14 protein-coding genes and 1 tRNA gene are annotated in these 17,729 nt (G+C 67.9%); 7 read left to right on the top strand and 8 right to left on the bottom strand.

Annotation, left to right across the window (positions count from 1 at the left end):
- Positions 1-58: 58 nt before the first annotated feature.
- Positions 59-1,333, bottom strand: coding sequence for a PucR family transcriptional regulator (locus tag ACFS27_RS02640; protein WP_377180056.1), 1,275 nt, complete (start codon positions 1,331-1,333; stop codon positions 59-61).
- Between the two features lie 99 nt (positions 1,334-1,432).
- Here ACFS27_RS02640 and ACFS27_RS02635 point away from each other — a divergent pair, with 99 nt between their 5' ends.
- Complete coding sequence (locus ACFS27_RS02635; RefSeq protein WP_377180054.1) at positions 1,433-2,125, top strand: hypothetical protein; 693 nt, start codon at positions 1,433-1,435, stop codon at positions 2,123-2,125.
- 101 nt (positions 2,126-2,226) lie between these two features.
- Here ACFS27_RS02635 and aceE read toward each other — a convergent pair whose 3' ends face one another.
- Positions 2,227-4,977, bottom strand: coding sequence for a pyruvate dehydrogenase (acetyl-transferring), homodimeric type (aceE, locus tag ACFS27_RS02630; RefSeq protein ID WP_377180052.1), 2,751 nt, complete (start codon positions 4,975-4,977; stop codon positions 2,227-2,229).
- 438 nt (positions 4,978-5,415) lie between these two features.
- On the opposite strand from aceE, the gene ACFS27_RS02625 reads away from it, so the two are divergent.
- The 3 genes from ACFS27_RS02625 (at position 5,416) to ACFS27_RS02615 (ending at position 6,489) form a co-directional block, all read left to right on the top strand.
- Positions 5,416-5,823, top strand: coding sequence for a DUF3052 domain-containing protein (locus ACFS27_RS02625; RefSeq protein ID WP_377180050.1), 408 nt, complete (start codon positions 5,416-5,418; stop codon positions 5,821-5,823).
- Positions 5,824-5,846: 23 nt separating this feature from the next.
- Positions 5,847-6,335, top strand: a complete 489-nt coding sequence (locus ACFS27_RS02620) for a peroxiredoxin (protein ID WP_377180048.1) — start codon at positions 5,847-5,849, stop codon at positions 6,333-6,335.
- Positions 6,336-6,412: 77 nt separating this feature from the next.
- Positions 6,413-6,489: transfer RNA gene (locus ACFS27_RS02615), tRNA-Val, on the top strand.
- A 130-nt stretch (positions 6,490-6,619) separates the two neighbouring features.
- On the opposite strand, the gene ACFS27_RS02610 is transcribed toward ACFS27_RS02615, so the two are convergent.
- Positions 6,620-7,414: a MerR family DNA-binding transcriptional regulator gene (locus ACFS27_RS02610; RefSeq protein WP_377180045.1), complete on the bottom strand. Its 795-nt coding sequence runs from the start codon at positions 7,412-7,414 to the stop codon at positions 6,620-6,622.
- 93 nt (positions 7,415-7,507) lie between these two features.
- Positions 7,508-10,342, bottom strand: coding sequence for an AAA family ATPase (locus ACFS27_RS02605; protein WP_377180043.1), 2,835 nt, complete (start codon positions 10,340-10,342; stop codon positions 7,508-7,510).
- Between the two features lie 234 nt (positions 10,343-10,576).
- On the opposite strand from ACFS27_RS02605, the gene ACFS27_RS02600 reads away from it, so the two are divergent.
- Both ACFS27_RS02600 and ACFS27_RS02595 read left to right on the top strand, forming a co-directional pair.
- Positions 10,577-11,419, top strand: coding sequence for an alpha/beta fold hydrolase (locus tag ACFS27_RS02600; RefSeq protein ID WP_377180042.1), 843 nt, complete (start codon positions 10,577-10,579; stop codon positions 11,417-11,419).
- Between the two features lie 170 nt (positions 11,420-11,589).
- Positions 11,590-12,450, top strand: coding sequence for an alpha/beta fold hydrolase (locus ACFS27_RS02595; RefSeq protein WP_377180041.1), 861 nt, complete (start codon positions 11,590-11,592; stop codon positions 12,448-12,450).
- Positions 12,451-12,604: 154 nt separating this feature from the next.
- On the opposite strand, the gene ACFS27_RS02590 is transcribed toward ACFS27_RS02595, so the two are convergent.
- Together ACFS27_RS02590 and ACFS27_RS02585 are read right to left on the bottom strand one after the other, a co-directional pair.
- Positions 12,605-13,021 (bottom strand): CoA-binding protein, encoded by a 417-nt coding sequence (locus ACFS27_RS02590; protein ID WP_377180040.1) that lies wholly within the window; start codon positions 13,019-13,021, stop codon positions 12,605-12,607.
- A 74-nt stretch (positions 13,022-13,095) separates the two neighbouring features.
- On the bottom strand, positions 13,096-14,025 hold the full coding sequence (locus tag ACFS27_RS02585; RefSeq protein WP_377180039.1) for an AraC family transcriptional regulator: 930 nt from the start codon (positions 14,023-14,025) through the stop codon (positions 13,096-13,098).
- Between the two features lie 150 nt (positions 14,026-14,175).
- Between ACFS27_RS02585 and ACFS27_RS02580 the strand changes: the two genes are divergently transcribed.
- Positions 14,176-14,928, top strand: a complete 753-nt coding sequence (locus ACFS27_RS02580) for an SDR family NAD(P)-dependent oxidoreductase (RefSeq protein ID WP_377180038.1) — start codon at positions 14,176-14,178, stop codon at positions 14,926-14,928.
- Between the two features lie 108 nt (positions 14,929-15,036).
- On the opposite strand, the gene ACFS27_RS02575 is transcribed toward ACFS27_RS02580, so the two are convergent.
- A complete protein-coding gene (locus tag ACFS27_RS02575) occupies positions 15,037-15,825 on the bottom strand; it encodes a CPBP family intramembrane glutamic endopeptidase (RefSeq protein ID WP_377180036.1) in 789 nt (262 codons plus the stop codon).
- A gap of 33 nt (positions 15,826-15,858) precedes the next feature.
- A complete protein-coding gene (locus ACFS27_RS02570; RefSeq protein ID WP_377180035.1) occupies positions 15,859-17,643 on the bottom strand; it encodes an amidohydrolase in 1,785 nt (594 codons plus the stop codon).
- Between the last annotated feature and the right edge of the window lie 86 nt (positions 17,644-17,729).

The following is a 17,729-nucleotide window of genomic DNA, read 5'->3' as shown; positions in this document are numbered from 1 at the left end:
GGGGCCTTGTGGGGAACCTACAAGGCGCTGACCTCGCCGAAGAGTTAGTGCGGACTGGTCAGCCCCTGCCGAGCTGGCCGAGCGCCAGCGCCACCTGCAGCACGAACGACTCCCTGGCATCGAGCGGGTCCCAGCCGGTGATCTCCGAGACCTTGCGGAGCCGGTACCGCACCGTGTTGGGGTGAACGTACAGATGGCGTGCGGCGGCCTCGAGGGAGCGGCCGGTGCCGAGGTAGGCCGACAGCGTCTCGAGCACGGCCCCGCCGGCGTCCTGCAAGGGGGTGAACGCCTGGGCGATCAGCGTGGCGCGGGCCGTGTAGTCGCCGGTCAGGACACGCTCGGGCAGCAGGTCGTCGGCCATGACCGGGCGCGGCGCCTGCGGCCACGCCGGGGCGGCGGTCAGGCCGGCGAGCGCCGACCGGGCCGACCTTGCGGCGTCGGTCAGGCTCGGCACCTGGGTGCCGATCACGACCGGGCCGCTGCCGAAGCGGCCGAGGAGCGAGGTGGCGGCGGCCACGAGGTCGCCCTCGCCGCCCAGGACGAGCACCAGACGGTCGCCGTGGATCCCGACGAGGGCGTCGCCGGCCGCGCGCCGGGCGACCCGGCGGATCTCGGCGGTGCGGATCTCGTCGAGCTCCTCGGTGGCGAGCCCGACGACGACGAGCGCGTTCCCGCGGCCGCTCCAGCCGAGCGCCGAGATGCGCGAGCGGAGGGAGTCGTCGCCGTCGCCGCGGACGAGCGCGTCGACCACCAGCGCCTCCAGCCGGGCGTCCCATGCGCCACGCCACTCCGCCGCGCGGGCGTAGACCTCGGCCGCGGAGAACGCGACCTCGCGGGAGTAGCGCAGGACGGCCTCGCGCAGGTCGCGCTCGCCGCCCGGCGCGGCGATCCGGTCGGAGTGCGTCTCGACGACGTCGACCACCACGCGCACGAGCTGCAGCGTGTGCTGCAGCGAGATGGAGCGGGTCAGCTCGGTGGGCGCGGCGGCGAAGATCTCGCTGACGCCGTGCGGTGGCCGGTCGGGGTCGGTGAACCAGGAGGTGAAGGCGTTGATGCCCGCCTGAGCGACGAGGCCGACGTACGAGCGGTCCTCGGCCGGCAGGTCGCGGTACCAGGTGAGGTCCTCGTCCAGCCGGCGCATCGCGGCGGCGGTGAGGAGGCCGCTGGCCTCGCGGACCCGCTGGAGGTTCATCGGGAAGCCCGCTGGGTCGGTTCCGGCCTCCGCGGGCTCTGCCTGACCGGTGTCCTGGCCGGCGCCGGGGTCGGCTGCCGACCCGGCCTCCGGGTCGGTCTTGTGGGCACCCGCTCGCGCGGCCCGTCGAGTTGCTGGCACCCCGGCAGCATACGAGCCCGAGTTGTGGGGAGTCCACAAACGGACTTTCAAGACAGCGTCATTCAAGTGCGACGGTGCGGGAAACTGTAGGGTCGAGGTATGGCCCTGATGCATCGGCTCCGCCGCCTCATCCGTCGGCCCCTGTCTGCGTCCACGGTCGGTGCTCGCCGGCCGTCGCCGTCGGCGCCCCGACGAGGGGACGCGGGACACGAGGACGCGCTGCGCGCCCAGCTGACCGACGATCCCAACAACGAGGAGGCTTTCGGCGCCCTTGCAGAGATCGTTCGCCGTCGGGCCGCCGAGGACCCGACTCTGGAGGACCCGTTGCGGGACTCCGACGAGATCCCGGAGTCGAAGCAGCACGACGCCGACCTGGCGGTCTGGTCCCTCGCCGAGGAGCTGGCCGGGCACCCGCGGGGCTGGTACCCGCTGATCGAGCTGGGCCGCCTGTCGCTCGCCGACGACCCGGACGGCGCGGTGCGGCGGTTCATCACTGCCGCGGAGCGGGACCCCGACGGCCGTGCGCTGGCGGAGGGCCTGGCCATCCTGCGCGACGCGGGGATGCCGGTGGAGGCCCTGGGCCTGGGCGTTGGCCACTGGCGCGTGCGGGAGCACTCGCCGGTCGTCGGCAAGCACCTGGTGCTGGCAGCGCTCGAGGCCGGCCGCGTGTTCGAGGCCCGGCAGCACCTGCGAGCCCTGGAGATGCACCCGGACACGAAGGCCGTCCGTCCGCTGCGGGACGAGCTGGAGAAGGCGATCGCCGCGAGCGAGCCGGAGGCGTCGGGCGCCTGACCGGCCGCTCCGACGAGAGGCACGCTCCACGGACGACCAGAGGTACCGATCCGGTTCGGATCGGTACCTCTGGTCGTTCGCTACGCGGGACTACCCGTCGTTCAGCTCTCGCCGCCCGCGGTGCCGGAGGTGCCTGCGTTGACGTCGAGGAGTCGGTACTTCTCGACGGCCTTGCTGACGACGTCGGCCGGGACCTCGCCGCGACGGGCGAGCACCTGCAGCGTCCGGACCACCATCGACGGACCATCGATGAGGAAGTGCCGCCGTGCGGCGGCCCGGGTGTCCGAGAAGCCGAAACCGTCGGCCCCGAGCACCGCGTAGTCGCCGGGGACCCACGCGCGGATCTGGTCGGGCACCAGGTGGTCGTAGTCGCTGGTGGCGACGAACGGGCCCTGGGCACCGGACAGCTTCTCGGTGACGTACGGCGTGCGCATCGGCGCCGCCGGGTCGATCAGGGAGTCGCGCTCAGCGGCCAGGGCGTCGCGACGCAGCTCGTTCCAGCTGGTCACCGACCACACGTCGGCCGAGACACCCCAGTCCTCCTTGAGGAGCTGCTGCGCCTCGAGCGCCCACGGCACGCCCACGCCTGAGGCGAGGAGCTGGGCCTTGGGGCCTTCGGCGTCCGAGACCGAGATGCGGTGGATGCCGCGCTTGATGCCGTCGATGTCGACGTCCTCCGGCTCGACCGGCTGCACCATCGGCTCGTTGTACACCGTGAGGTAGTACATGACGTCCTGGTCCCGACCGTCGGAGCCGTCGCCGTACATGCGCTCGATACCGTCCCGCACGATGTGCCGGATCTCGTACCCGTAGGCGGGGTCGTACTGCACGACGGCGGTGTTCGTCCCCGCGATGAGCGGCGAGTGCCCGTCGGCGTGCTGCAGGCCCTCACCCGTGAGGGTGGTGCGGCCGGCGGTGGCGCCGATGATGAAGCCACGCGTCATCTGGTCGCCTGCGGCCCAGAACTGGTCGCCCGTGCGCTGGAACCCGAACATCGAGTAGAAGATGTAGAACGGGATCATCGGCTCGCCGTGCGTGGAGTACGACGTGCCCACCGCCTGGAACGCGGCAGCCGAACCGGCCTCGTTGATGCCGGTGTGCATCATCTGGCCCTGCTCGGACTCCTTGTAGCTCAGCATGAGCTCACGGTCAACGGCCAGGTAGTTGTGACCCAGCGTGTTGAAGATCTTCGCGCTCGGGAAGATCGAGTCCAGGCCGAAGGTGCGAGCCTCGTCCGGGATGATCGGCACGATGCGGTTGCCGAAGTCCTTGGCCTTGAAGAGGTCCTTGAGCAGCCGCACGAACGCCATGGTCGTGGCGACCTGCTGCGTGCCGGAGCCCTTCTTCAGCAGCTCGTACGTCTTGTCCTCGGGCAGCTGCAGGGTCGTCTTCGCCGTGGTGCGGCGCTCCGGGACGAACCCGCCGAGCTGACGACGGCGCTCCAGCATGTACTGGATCTCCGGCGCGTCGGCACCAGGGTGGAAGTACGGCGGCAGGTACGGGTCGGCCTCGAGCTCGGCGTCCGAGATCGGGATGCGGAGCGAGTCGCGCAGCGTCTTGAGGTCGTCGCCCTTGAGCTTCTTCATCTGGTGCGTCGCGTTGCGGCCGGCGAAGCCGGAGCCCAGGCCGTAGCCCTTGACGGTGTGCGCAAGGATGATCGTCGGCTGGCCGGTGTGCGCCCGCGCCGCTGAGTACGCCGCGTAGAGCTTGCGGTAGTCGTGCCCGCCGCGCTTCATGTTCCAGATGTCCTCGTCGGTCATGTTCTCGACGAGGGCCTTCGTGCGCGGGTCGCGCCCGAAGAAGTGCTCGCGGATGAACGCGCCCGACTCCGCACGGTAGGTCTGGTAGTCACCGTCGGGGGTGACGTTCATGAGGTTGACCAGCGCCCGGTCCTTGTCGGCGTTGAGCAGGGCATCCCACTCGCGGCCCCACACGACCTTGATGACGTTCCAGCCGGCGCCCTTGAACTGGGCCTCCAGCTCCTGGACGATCTTGCCGTTGCCACGGACCGGTCCGTCGAGGCGCTGCAGGTTGCAGTTCACGACGAACGTCAGGTTGTCCAGCTGCTGCTGGGCGGCGTGCTGGATCATGCCGCGGCTCTCGGGCTCGTCCATCTCGCCGTCGCCGAGGAATGCCCAGACGTCCTGCTGGCTCGTGTCCGTGACCCCACGGTTGTGCAGGTACTTGTTGGTCCAGGCCTGGTAGATGGCCGACGCCGGGCCGAGGCCCATGCTGACGGTCGGGAACTCCCAGAAGTCCTGCATGAGCCGCGGGTGCGGGTAGGACGGCAGGCCGCCACCCGGGTGCGACTTCTCCTGGCGGAACCCGTCGAGCTGGTCCGCGGACAGGCGGCCCTCGAGGTACGCCCGTGCGTAGACGCCGGGGGAGGCGTGGCCCTGGAAGTAGATCTGGTCGCCGCCACCGGGATGGTCCTTGCCCCGGAAGAAGTGGTTCAGACCCACCTCGTAGAGCGTCGCAACAGACGCGTACGAGGAGATGTGCCCGCCGACGCTGAGGCCCTCGCGCTGGGCGCGGGTGACCATGACCGCCGCGTTCCAGCGGATCCACGAGCGATAGCGGCGCTCCATGGCCTCGTCACCCGGGAAGTACGGTTCCTCGTGCACCCCGATGGAGTTCACGTAGGGCGTCGCCATCGACGCGGGGATGCTCACATTCCGCTCTCGCGCCCGCCGCAACAGGTTGAGCATGACGTACCGGGCGCGGGGTCCGCCCTTGTCGTCGATCAGCCCGTCAAATGACTCGACCCATTCCTCGGTCTCGGCCGGGTCGATATCAGGTACGGCGCTGAGCAGACCGTTGATCAGCGGTCCGGTCTCGTCAAACGAAGCCACCAGCAACCTCTCTCGGTGTCGCGCGGCGCGGTCGCGGTTCGCGCTCCCCGCCGCCTCGTCAGGACCCGTCGCGTCGGCGCAGCGTCGCCACAGCTGGGGTTGCGACTGTGCACGCCCACGCACAGGTGGATCTAGCCATTCTGTCCCCTCACAGCGTGCGCTCACACCATAGGGCGGTCAAGAGTGCGTGATCTGCGTTACGTCTGTGTCGGTTCGCACCAGTATTGATACGGGGTATCGCAATGATGAGACTGAGTGCATGACTTCCGCGTTGCCCAGGTCTCATCGATTCATCAAAAAGACACCACGCGTCCTGGTTGCGAGGCATGGCCGCGGTGCGTGCACTACCTTTGGCGACGGAGGGTCCGACGCAGGACCGACAGAAGCGGCATACGACCCGGCAGACAGTGCCGGACAGAGAGAGGGACGATCAACCAAGTGAGCACGGACACCCAGGGCGCGGGGCGCCTCGGTTTCGAGGCCGGCCAGGTGGTGCAGGAGTTCGGCTGGGGCGACGACGTCGACGAAGCACTCCGGGCCGACATCGAAAAGATCATCGGTAGCGAGCTGGAGGACGAGGACTTCGGTGACGTGACCGACGGCGTCATCCTCTGGTGGCGGGAGGACGACGGAGACCTCACCGACGCGCTGGTCGACGTCCAGACCGTCCTCGACGACGGCGGTCTCATCTGGATCTTCACGCCCAAGCCCGGCCGCGACGGCGAGGTCGGCCACAGCGACATCCAGGAGGCTGCCACCACGGCCGGTCTGCAGACCACCAGCACGTTCGCGATCGCGGCGGACTGGTCGGCCACCAGGCTCGCCTACCGGGGCCGCGGTAAGTGAAGGTCTGACAACTGTGGGGAGCTATGACTGAGTCTGCCGCGCCGGGCGCTTCCGTGGTCGCGCTGAAGCCGGGTGACCCCGCACCCGACTTCACGCTCCCCGACACGCACGGCACCCCGACCACGCTGTCGGACCTGCGTGGCGCGCCGGTGCTCGTGGTCTTCGTCCCGTTCGCGTTCTCGGGCACCTGCACCGGTGAGCTGTGCGAGCTGCGCGACAACATCGAGGACTTCGAGACCGCCGGCGTGCGCCTGCTCGTGGTGTCGACGGATGCCGTCTTCACGCTCAAGGCGTGGCAGGCGGCCGAGGGCTACCAGTTCGACCTGCTGTCCGACTTCTGGCCGCACGGCGAGGTCGCGCGCGGCTACGGAGTGCTCGACGAGGATGCCGGGCACGCGCTCCGCGGGACGTTCCTGATCGACGTCGACGGGATCATCCGGTGGTGCGTGGTCAACCCGCGGGGTCAGGCGCGCGACCTCGAGGACTACCGCAGGGCGCTCGCGGAGATCTGACCTGGCCGTCGATACGGACCAGGCTGGAAAAGTAGGCCTCGTCCGGGTCGCGGGCCAGGTATTGTTGTCCGCTGCCGGGGCTCGTAGCTCAGTTGGTTAGAGCGCCACGTTTACACCGTGGATGTCGGGGGTTCGAATCCCTCCGGGCCCACCACCTGCAACATGCCGTCTGGCCTGCGTCGACGCTCCCCCTTCGGGGTAGGAGCCGGACGCCACCGGACATCAGGTGGGCATTGGAATGCCCACCTGATGCCCACGCTGAGAACGAGCTCGGCCGAGGCTCACTAAGGTCGAGGGGATGCAACCAGGGCGTGGCTCCGAACAGGAGACACGCCCGGTCCGGCTCGCCAGGAGCCCGCGGTGCGCCGCTGGGCGCGCAGCGCGACGTCGGCTCGCCGGAGAACGTCTCGCTGAGCGTCGTTGTAGAGGGCGGCGAGCGTTTCGACGAATGCCTGCTCCGTGACGCGCAGGGGGTATGGCGCGTGTGCGCCGGACTCCGTCGGCTCCAACCAGACGGTGGAGCGCCAGTGCGCACCGCCTTGCGCAAGGTCCTCCGCGAGGTGATCCCGGGTCGACTCGCTCGCACCGGGTGTCAGCGCGTGGAACTGGTCTCGCACTTCGGCAGATTCTGCGCAGACCATCAGCTGAAGACGCGAGAGGGCGGCAGGCGGGTGAATCCGCGTGCAGACATGGATGAGAGCACGATCGGACGCCGTCAGGCGCGCGCCGACCTCTTCGAAGCCCGACGGCGTGTCGACCGGGGCGCCTGCGCGGAGCAGCGCCGCAATCCCGGCCCGTGACCGGCGGAAGCGTTCGATCTCCTCCCGCAGCACCGTGTCTGCCCTGCGCAGCGACTCCGTCGTGTCACTCTCGTTCGTCGTGCCGATCTGTGCGAGCGGCAGGCCCAGCCCGGCAAGTCTGCGCAGTCGCAGGAGGCTCACCAGATCGCGGACACCGTACTGCTTGTAGCCGTTGTACGAGCGAGGAGGCTCATCCAGAAGCCCGAGCGCGTGGTAGTGCCGTATGGCGTTCACCGTCGTGCCCGCGAGATCGGCTATTTCGCGCGTGCTCCATGTCATGACTTCATGCTCGCGGTCGAGGTGAGGTCGTCGCGTCGGTAGAAATTACGGATCCGGTACTGAACTGGGATCGGCACCCGGTGACCCGGGCGGTCACGGCAGCGGGACCTGCCTCAGCTCGCGGCGGGACTTGATCCCCAGCTTGCGGTAGATGCTGCGGAGGTGCGATTCGACCGTGCGGGGGCTCAGGAACAACTGTGCGCCGACCTCCCGCGAGGTAGCGCCGGCGGTCACATGCCTCGCGACCTGCAGCTCCTGGGCCGTCAACGCATCGGTCGACTGCGTCATGCGCTTGCGCGGGCGCTCGCCAGTGGCCTGCAACTCACCAGCTGCGCGAGCGGCGAAGGCTCTCGCGCCCATGCCCGACAGCAGGTCGTGAGCGGTTCGGAGCTCGTCGCGAGCATCCTGACGCCGTCCTTCGCGGCGCAGCCACTCTCCGTAGACGAGATGCGCCCGCGCGGCCTCGCCGGCGATCCGTGACGCGTGCAGCTGTGCGATCGCTTCACGATAGTGCGCCTCGGCCGAGGAGTCAGTGATCGTCAGCGCCCGCGAACGAGCTTCCAGACCGCGCGCCCAGGATGTATCGCACGCTGCGGCACGGGCAGCCAGCCGTTCGAGCACGCTCGCGGCGTAGTCCGGATCGCCCGCCCGTACGGACGCCTCGATCAGCTCGGACAGGCCGACCGTGCTCAACGACAGGTCGAGAGCTGCGCATGTCGTCTCCGCAGCACGCTGCGCCTTCGCGTACTCGCCGCGTGCGTTGTAGAGCACGGCCATGGCGTACTCCGCGAGGCCGACCTCCGCACCGCTCGCGGGATGGCTGGAGTCCCGCAGCGTGACGTCGTGCAGCCTGGTCGAGGTCGCCAGGTCCCCGCACCACGCGGCGAGTATGGTCTCGGAGTGACGGCTGGGTAAGGCACCGGTGGCCTCCGATATCGCGATCGACTGGTCGACAAGTTGGCGCGCGCGAGCGAGCTCGCCGCTGATGACCAGCACGTTGGCATGCAGATTCAGTGCCGCAGGGAGCACGGCGAGTGCGCCGGCCGCACGCGCGGAGCGGACGTAGGCTTCGGTGAGGTCGTGAGCGAGCTCATCATCGAGAATCCCGACGGCGACCCTGCCGGCCAGGTCGTGGACGATCCCGACGGTGCTCCTGCCGGCGAACCCCAGACCGGACCGGGGCTGATCGTCCTGGACGCCGTCCTCCCGCGTGGCGTCGCGCAACGATTCCAGCGCGTCCCGCAGGGCGGGGACGCCCTCGGAGAAGTCGCGCACCATCGTGGTGGCGAGTCCGACGAGCAATCTGTCCACGGGCCGCGTAGCTCTTTCGATCGCGGGGTCGTCGAACGTCGCGTGGGCGATGGCCTTGCCGATCGGATCGCCGTAGATCATCGCAAGGTCGAGCGCGTGGAGGCGGATCTCGCGGGCCGGCTCCGGATAGTTCGGGGCTACCAGCGCGGCGGCTTCCGAGAGCATCGCCGGCGCATCGCGATGCCGGGTCAGGTGGTACACGATCTGCGCGCGCAACAGTGCCACTCGGGCGCGCTGGAGCGTGTCGAGCGATCCCGTCTCGGCCATGGCGAGGAGGTGGAGCGCCGGCTCGAGCGCACCGGCCTCCCGCAGCGCGTGTGCTGCTTCCAGTGCTCGCCGTGCGCGGTCGACGGGATCTGGTGTCAGTTGCGTCGATCGCTCAAGAAACGCCCCCGCGGCCGCGTAACCGCCGCGCGCACGTGCCCTCGCCGCCGATCGCTCCAGCTCGGCTGCGATCTGCTCGTCGAGTCCGGACGTCGCCTGAGCGGCGTGCCACGCTCGGCGGTCGGGTTCGAGCGTGGGCTCGGTAGCGGCTGCCAGGGCGGCGTGCGCGCGTTGGCGATCCGCATGCCCGGCGGCGCGATAGACGGCCGAGCGCACCAGGGGATGCCGAAAGCGCACCCGAACGCCGATCTCGATCAACCCGGCAGCTTCCGCAGGCGCCGCCGACTCTGGATCGATGCCGGCACGGGCACCGGCGCGTCCGAGCAGGGACGGGTCTCCTGTCGGATCCGCTGCAGCGATCAGCAGCAGCATCCGGGCCTCGTCGGGCAGCCCGCCCGCACGGTTCTGGAACTCCGTCTCCACGCGACCGGAGACGTCCGAGATGTCGGGGAGCTGGAAGCCGCCGGCGAGTCGCGCGGGCTGCGAGTGCAAGGGAAGCTCGAGCAGCGCAAGCGGATTGCCGCGGGCCTCGGCGATGATCCGATCCCGCACCTCGCCGTCCAGCGGTGCCGCGACGACTGAGTCCAGCAGTTCCCGGGCATCCGTTTCACTCAGTCCGCTCAGGCGCAGCGCAGGCAGGCCGTCGAAGATGGCATGGCCGTCACCGTTGTCGCGGACGCCGAACACCATCGCCACCCGTTCCGCATCGACGCGGCGCGCGACGAAGGCGAGCACCTCGGCCGAGGCACGGTCCAGCCACTGGGCGTCGTCGATGAGACACAGCAAGCCGCTTCTCTCGGCGGCGTCGGAGAAGAGACCGAGGGCCGCCAGGCCCACGATGAACTTGTCGGGGGCGGGACCGGCCTCGCGGCCCAGCGCGACCGCCAAGGCCAGCCGCTGCGGCTCCGGCAGCGCAGGCATCTGGTCGAGCAGCGGAGCGCAGATCTGGTGCAGCCCCGCATAGGCGAACTGCGTCTCCGCCTCGATGCCCGTCGACGTCTCGATGCGGAACCCGAGCGCCTCGGCGCTGGTGCGCAGATGCTCCAAGAGCGCGGTCTTGCCGATGCCGGCCTCACCGTGCACCACGAGGGCGCCGCTGTGCCCGGCGTTCGCCTTGCCCAACAGTTGCTCGACCTGGCTGCGCTCCGCGTGCCGGCCCAGAAGTGTCGACAGTTTCGCTCTCCTCCGGAGTCGCCCTGTCGACCTGAACCATGTGCTTACCACTGCCACCATGGCTGCTCAGGCGCGACCGATGTCTGGTCGGCGGGCTTGACCATGTTCCGACGACAGGGAGTCTACTTGTGAGTGCCCGCCTTGGCTCCGTGCGCGCCTTCACGCCGTCGCACCGCCGGCGCCGCGAGAACTCGACGCATCGACGAGAAATCCCTTGACCGTGTTGCGACCACACGGTGTCTGCTGACGTTCAGCGGTCGGCACCCCGCCGGCCGGGGCTGAAAGGTCAGGATCATGGGCTACATCACCGTCGGCGACGAGAACAGCACGCCGATCGAGCTCTACTACGAGGACCAGGGGTCTGGGCAGCCTGTCGTGCTGATCCACGGGTATCCGCTGAACGGTCACAGCTGGGAGAAGCAGACGCGGGAACTCCTCTCCGCAGGGTATCGGGTGATCACGTACGACCGTCGGGGGTTCGGGCAGTCCTCGAAGGTCGGCTCGGGGTACGACTACGACACCTTCTCGGCAGACCTCAACACGCTGCTCGAGACCCTGGACCTGCGGGACGTGGTCCTGGTCGGATTCTCGATGGGCACCGGCGAACTCGCCAGGTACGTGTCGCGGTACGGGCACGAGCGGGTCGCGAAGCTGGCGTTCCTCGCCTCGCTGGAGCCGTTCCTGGTGCAGCGTGACGACAACCCGGAGGGGCTGCCCCAGGCGGGGTTCGACGAGATCGCAGCGGCCGCGAAAGGCGATCGGTACGCGTGGTACACGCAGTTCTTCAAGAACTTCTACAACCTTGACGAGACGCTCGGGTCGCGGATCAGCGAGGAGGCCGTGGCAGGCAGCTGGAACGTCGCGATCACGAGCGCCCCGGTCGCGGCGTACGCCGTCGTCCCGTCATGGCTCGAAGACTTCCGGAGTGACGTGGAGGCTGTTCGCGCCGCGGGCAAGCCGACCCTGATCCTGCACGGGACGAAGGACAACATCCTGCCCATCGACGCGACGGCCCGCCGGTTCCACGCGGCTTTCCCTGAGGCCGACTACGTCGAGGTCGAGGATGCCCCCCACGGCCTGCTGTGGACCCACGCCGACGAGGTCAACCGGGCGCTCAAGGACTTCCTCGCCAGATGAACACCGGGTGCGGCGGCAGCGACCCTGATCTCACCGAGAGCCGCGCGCGCACCGCTCACCTCAACGATCGTCAGCAACGTCATCGCCGTAGCCGTAGCCGTTCCGCCGCGCGACGAGCGCGACGGGACGGCAACGGCGATGGTGCTGCACAACCACAAGGAGGGTCGATCATGACCACGGTCCACCACAGAACCGTCACCGTCCAGGGACTGGACGTCTTCTACCGCGAAGCAGGCTCTACCGACGCTCCGACGCTGCTCCTGCTGCACGGGTACCCGACGAGCTCGCACATGTTTCGGCACCTCATCCCGGTGCTCGCCGAGCAGTATCGCGTGATCGCTCCGGATCACATCGGCTTCGGCCGCTCCTCGGCGCCCTCGGTCGACGCTTTCGGGTACACCTTCGATGCGTTGGCGCGCGTCACTCGCGGGTTCCTCGACGCGGTCGGCGTGACGAGGTTCACCGTGTACGCGCAGGACTACGGAGCACCGATCGCATGGCGGCTCGCCCTGGGCGATCCGGGTTCCGTAGAGGGAGTGATCTCCCAGAACGGCAACGCGTACGAGGAAGGATTCGTACCCGACTTCTGGGCGCCGATCTGGGCGTACGGGCAGGATTCGTCGCCCGACAACGAGAGCCGACTGAGCCCGGCTCTGGGCAGGGAAGCCGTCGAGTGGCAGTACCTCCACGGGGTTCCGGATCCTTCGGTCGTGGACCCGGACGCCTGGGAGCACGACCTGGCGCTCCTCGACCGCCCCGGCAACGACCTCGCGCAGCTCGCGCTGTTCGGTGACTACCAAACGAACCGGGCGTTGTATCCCAAGGTCCAGGAGTGGCTGCGCACATCCCGGGTGCCGGTGCTGGCGATCTGGGGACGCAACGACGAGATCTTCGGACCGGCCGGAGCCGAGGCCTTCCTCAGCGACGCGCCGCACGCGAGGGTCGAGCTCATCGACGGCGGACACTTCCTGCTCGAGTCGCACCTCGATGACGTGGTCGATGTGATCCTCGAGTGGCGCGCCACCTTCTGACCGGCCCGAGGCCTGCGGTGTCGCGGCGGAGCCGACCCTCGGGTCCGTCTCGTCGCGACTCCGCGGCTTCGGGCGCGGACTGCGGTCCGCGCGTCAGATCCGGTTCACTCCACCGTCCGCCAGCACGTCCGGATCTCCACCGTGACACCCGCCATCATGCGCCTCGTGCTGTGTTCCCGAGCCGGAGCGTTGTCTCCCCGATGCAGGTGTCCTCGACGTAACGGAGCCCTTCGCCCTCGGCCGTCTCGCGAGCCTCGTCGGAGGTCAGCCCGAGCTGCAGCCACAGGGTGCTCGCACCGATATCGACCGACTGGCGGGCGATGCCCGGCGCTTCGTGCGCAGGCCGGAACACGTCGACGATGTCGACAGGGACGGGTATGTCGGCGAGGGTCGGGTAGGCCTTCCGCCCGAGGATCTGTGTGGCGGTCGGATGTACCGGGATCACGTCGTAGCCCGCGTCGAGCAGCACCTTCGCCACCGCGACGGAGGGCTTCTCTGGATTGGTGGAGAGCCCGACGACGGCGACCGTCCGGGCCGTGTCGAGCAACGACTTGAGGGTCGTGTCTTCCATCTGCTTTCCTCCTGGTTTCAAGCGTCCATTGGGGCGGTGCGCAGCTATGTGGCACCCGATCAGGTGGGTGAAGCTCACTGCTGAGCGGGAGTTGCCAGCTCCAGCGTCCGTGCTTGGTTGCGGAACTTCGTGGGTGATGCGCCGACCACGCGGCGGAACGCGGTGCTGAACGCGCTCTCGGACTGGTAGCCCGTGGCTCGTGCGAGCTCGGAGATCGAGAGCGTGTCGCGGGTGAGGGCGTCGCGGGCGAGGTCCATGCGCCATTGGATCAGGTACTCGAGGGGCGGGACCCCGACGTGGTCCTTGAAGGCCCGGGCGAACGCGGAGCGCGACATGTGGCTGATCTCGGCGAGCTCCTTGAGGCTCCAGGAGTGGGCGACGTCCGCGTGCACGGCCCGCAGGGCGGTGCCGATGCCGTCTTCGTTCAGGGCGCCGAGCCAGCCGGTGGGCCGGTCTGTCTGGCCGGCGTGAGCGCGCAGCATGTGCACGAGCAAAACCTGTGCGAGGTGGTTCTGCACGAGCGGGCCGCCGGCGGCGTCGACCCCGACCTCGGTCGCCAGGAGTGCGATCAGCTGCCCGAGCTCCATGCCACGAGGGTCAGCCGCCCGGACGATCACGAGCGGTGGGAGCAGGTCGGTCAGGAGGGCCGCGTTGCTGTCGTCGAACGCGATGTGCCCGACGCAGAGGTAGAGGTCGTCCTCGGACTCCTGGCCGATCCGCACGAACCCGTCGTCGGCTCCCGCCAACACCGGCCGCGCAGGGCGCGGGCTTGCGTCGAGTGTGCTGGCCAGCACGTAGGGCGGCGGGTTGCCCAGCATGAAGGTGTCACCCTCCTGCAGGAGCACCGGCTCGTGCCCTTCGAGGATCAACCAGCACGTGCCGCGCACGAGGCCGCCGATCCGCACGTGCAAGAACGTGTCGAAGCGCAACGCCCACTCGCCCACGGCCCGGAGGTTGGGCCCGACCACCGTGCGGGGCCTGAGCAAGCCGATCGCATCCGCCACTGGATCGTTGAAACCGAGCAACGCTCTTCTCCCTGGACTGTCGGTAAGAAATTGTGGACCATCCGTTATGGAGGATACCTCGGCGCTCGTGCAGGATCGCAGTATCGATGTCGAACGGATCGGCGCCGAGAGAGCAACGGAGAGAGTCACATGGGACAGCTTGAGGGCAAGACAGCGGTCGTGACCGGCGGTAGCAGCGGGATCGGTCTGGCGGCCGCCGTGCGGCTGGCGCACGAGGGTGCGTATGTGTTCGTCACGGGGCGACGTGAGGCCGAGCTGGAGGCCGCAGTCAAGACCATCGGGGAGGAGCGGGCCACGGGAGTGGCGGGCGATATCTCGAAGCTGGAGGACCTGGACCGGCTCTATGACGCCGTCCGGGCGCGGGGCGAGGGGTTGGACGTGCTGGTGGCGAACGCGGGGGTCGGTGCGTTCGTGCCACTGGAGCAGACCACCGAGGAGCACTTCGACCAGACTTTCGGGATCAACGTCCGGGGAACGCTGTTCACGGTGCAGAAGGCGCTGCCGCTGCTCAACGAGGGGGCATCGGTGATCCTGACCGGTTCCACGGCCGCCGACCGCGGCATGGAGGCATTTGGTGCCTATTCCGCGTCGAAGGCGGCGGTGCGGTCGTTCGCGCGGACGTGGTCTACCGAGCTCAAGGGCCGGGGCATCCGCGTCAACGTGGTCTCGCCGGCGTGGATCGTGACCCCCGGAGGCACCGCCTCCTTCGGCGACGACGAGACCGCCCAAGCCATGAAGGACCACGTCGCCGCGACGGTACCCAAGGGTCGTATGGGCCAGCCTGAGGAGGCTGCCGCGGTGGTGGCGTTCCTGGCCTCGGACCAGAGCAGCTATGTCGTCGGCTCGAACCTCTACGTCGACGGCGGCACCAACCAGATCTGAGCGAGGGGCCAGGTAGCGGTCGCGGAGGCGATGAGGTCCGGGCGTAGCACGGGCTCCCCTGGCGCGGCGACGGGTGACACGGCACCCCAAGCCGTCACCCCTTCCTCGTCAGGGGCTGACCTGCTTCAGCGGATCGGGCTCACTCGTCGAGTTCCGCCTTCGTTCCTTCCCCAGGAGGACCACGGCTACGACAACGCCTGCGATCCCAAGGAACGGGGCAACTAGTCCGGCGTAAGGAAGGCTCGATGAGAAGACCGAGAAGTCCCACAGGCCATGCAGGAGCATTGCGGGAACCAGGGACCCCGTCGAGCGGAACGCCAGGTAGTAGACGGATCCAAGCCCGAACTGGATGACGACCTGAAGGAACGCGAGAGAACCAATACCGAAGAAGAAGTTGGGCAGGTGCAGCAGCGAGAACAAGGTGGTGGAGAAAAACCAGACACCTACTTCGCCAAAGCGACTGCGCAGCGCGACGAAGAGCTGACCGCGCGCGACCACTTCTTCGTTGAACCCAACCAGGATGCTGCCGATGATGAGGAGGATCCACATCGTCATCGTCACTCTGGAGAACTCACCGAACACCAGATTGAGGATTGCAACCGCTGCCATGATGGCTGGCACGACGGCGGCACCCTTCGGGAGCCGCCTCGTCTCTCGCAGTGCTGGTCGCCACCATCCGAAGATCGAGATGACGATCAGAAGAACGACGAGACCACCGGCGAGGGGTGCCACGTACCATCTCAGCAGCGTTTCCTCGCTCTCCCCGACCCGGGCGTAGTCGATTCCGTTGACGATCCAGATGGCGTAGAAGACCGCGAGGTAGGCGACGAATACCGAGAGGCCCAGCCAGACCCGAGGACGGATGCGCAAGGCCGTCGTGCCAGAGTTCGTGTGCATGATTGCAGTGAAAACCATGTTGCCTGCACACGGTCAAGTCGCAGACCCGGCCCAGTAGTAGCCACCGAAGTGCTTGACGGGCGACCAGGCGGGCAGGATATCGGGCAGCGGCGGCGTGAGAGAGCTGTACTCCTGCGCCCCGAAAACCACCCTCCCGTCCATGACTGTCAGGACAGCGGAAATATCTTTGATCTGCTCTTCGGGAACAGTGAAGTAATCCCTGTCCAAAAGCACGAGATCTGCCAGATTCCCCGGTGCGATCTTACCCATCTCGGATTCCGTGTTCATGAACCACGCTGGGCCGCTGGTAAAGAGTTTCAGCGCCTCGACGCGGGACAGGCGGTTGCCCTGGGCGAGTACTTCGGACCCGGAGACCGACTTTCCGGAAACCATCCAGCTGACACCGACCCAGGGATTGAAGGTGGCGGCCCGAAAAGCATCGGTGGTCATGGCGAGCGGGATTCCGCTGTCGACAAGCTGGCGCAGTCGCGGAGTTTTCAAGGCCTTCTCGCGGCCATGGGTCTTGACGAACCCGTCGCCGTGCAGCGCCATCTTCGAGTCCAAGGCGATTCCACCACCGAGGTTCTTCACCCTGGCGATGTTCTCGGGACTGATGGTCTCGGCGTGCTCGATACTCCACCTCAGACCGTCGAGCGGCGTTTCCTCGTTCATCTCCTCCAAGGCGTCGAGGAACGGCGTGATGTTCTCGTTGTAACTGATGTGCATACGGAAGGGAATGCGACGCCGGACCAGCTTGACGACGTTCTCCTCGACGTGCCGCCGCATCTGGCCGGGATCGATGATGACCGCCGGGCGATCGAAATTCTCGTGGTCGTGCACCTCCAGCTGCAGCACTTCGCCGGCGCCACGGTACACATGGCCGTGCTCCAGCGTCGGATGCAAGTTCTGACCGGGACTGATAGGTGCTGTTCGGGTGATCGCCTCGATCTGCGCGTCCACCATGTTCATCGGGGTGCCGTCGCCGAACTGCATGTCGACGAAGGGCATCCGCACGTTGAGGCGGTTGTCGCGGGCGAGGACATCCACGGTGGCCTGAGGGCCGGGGTACCCCCTGTTGCCGGCGTCGACGGCAGAGGTGATGCCGAAACGGTTCAGAGCGTGGACGGTATGGACCAGCGAACTGACTTCTTCATCGAATGAAAGCTGCGGGACCATGGTCTCCACGGCGACGAAGGTGAACGTGTACCCGTGAACCACGCCGGTGTAGTTCCCCCGGTCGTCCTTCTCGAACTCGGTTCCGGGCAGGGCGGGAAACTGTTCGGTGCCCACACCGAGCTCTTCCATCGCCTTCTCGTTCAGGAAGGCGCGGTTGTAGGCGTACTGCACGATCAGCGAATGGTTGGGCACTGCCGCACGCAGCTCGTCCATCGTGGGGAACCGGTTCTCCTCGAACTGGTAGGGGGACCAGCCCCCGATCGCCTTGACCCATTGCCCCTCAGGTGTCCGCTCCGCCTGCTCACGCAGCATGGCCAGCGCGGTCCTCAGGGTGGGCACACCGTCCCACCTCACGATGTAGTTGTAGCCACTTTCGTTGAGCACGTGAGTGTGCGCATCGATAATGCCCGGAATAAGAGTGCGGCCGTGCGCGTCGATGACCTGTGTCTCGGAGTTCTTCAGGCTCAGGATTTCCGCATCGGGACCGACTGAGTAGATGCGGCCGTTCTTGACGGCCAGGGCGGATGCTTCGGCCTGCCCGAGGTTATTGGTGAAGATCTTCGCATTGATGATGATCGAATCCGCGCCAGGGCGCAGCTGCGTCGATCGCTCTTGGTCGGCGGGCACTATTTCTCCGGTCATTTTATCCTCGTTCGATCGAAATGTGGGGCGCGCTATGAATATGGATTCGGAGTGAAAGCGAATGGAGGATCGCGAAAGTCAGATCG

Origin of the sequence: Promicromonospora vindobonensis (assembly GCF_042685865.1) — a bacterium.
In the GTDB taxonomy this organism is placed as follows: Bacteria; Actinomycetota; Actinomycetes; order Actinomycetales; family Cellulomonadaceae; genus Promicromonospora; species Promicromonospora vindobonensis.
The sequence above is the reverse complement of the archived record's forward strand: the minus strand, read 5'-3'. Positions and strand labels throughout refer to the sequence as shown.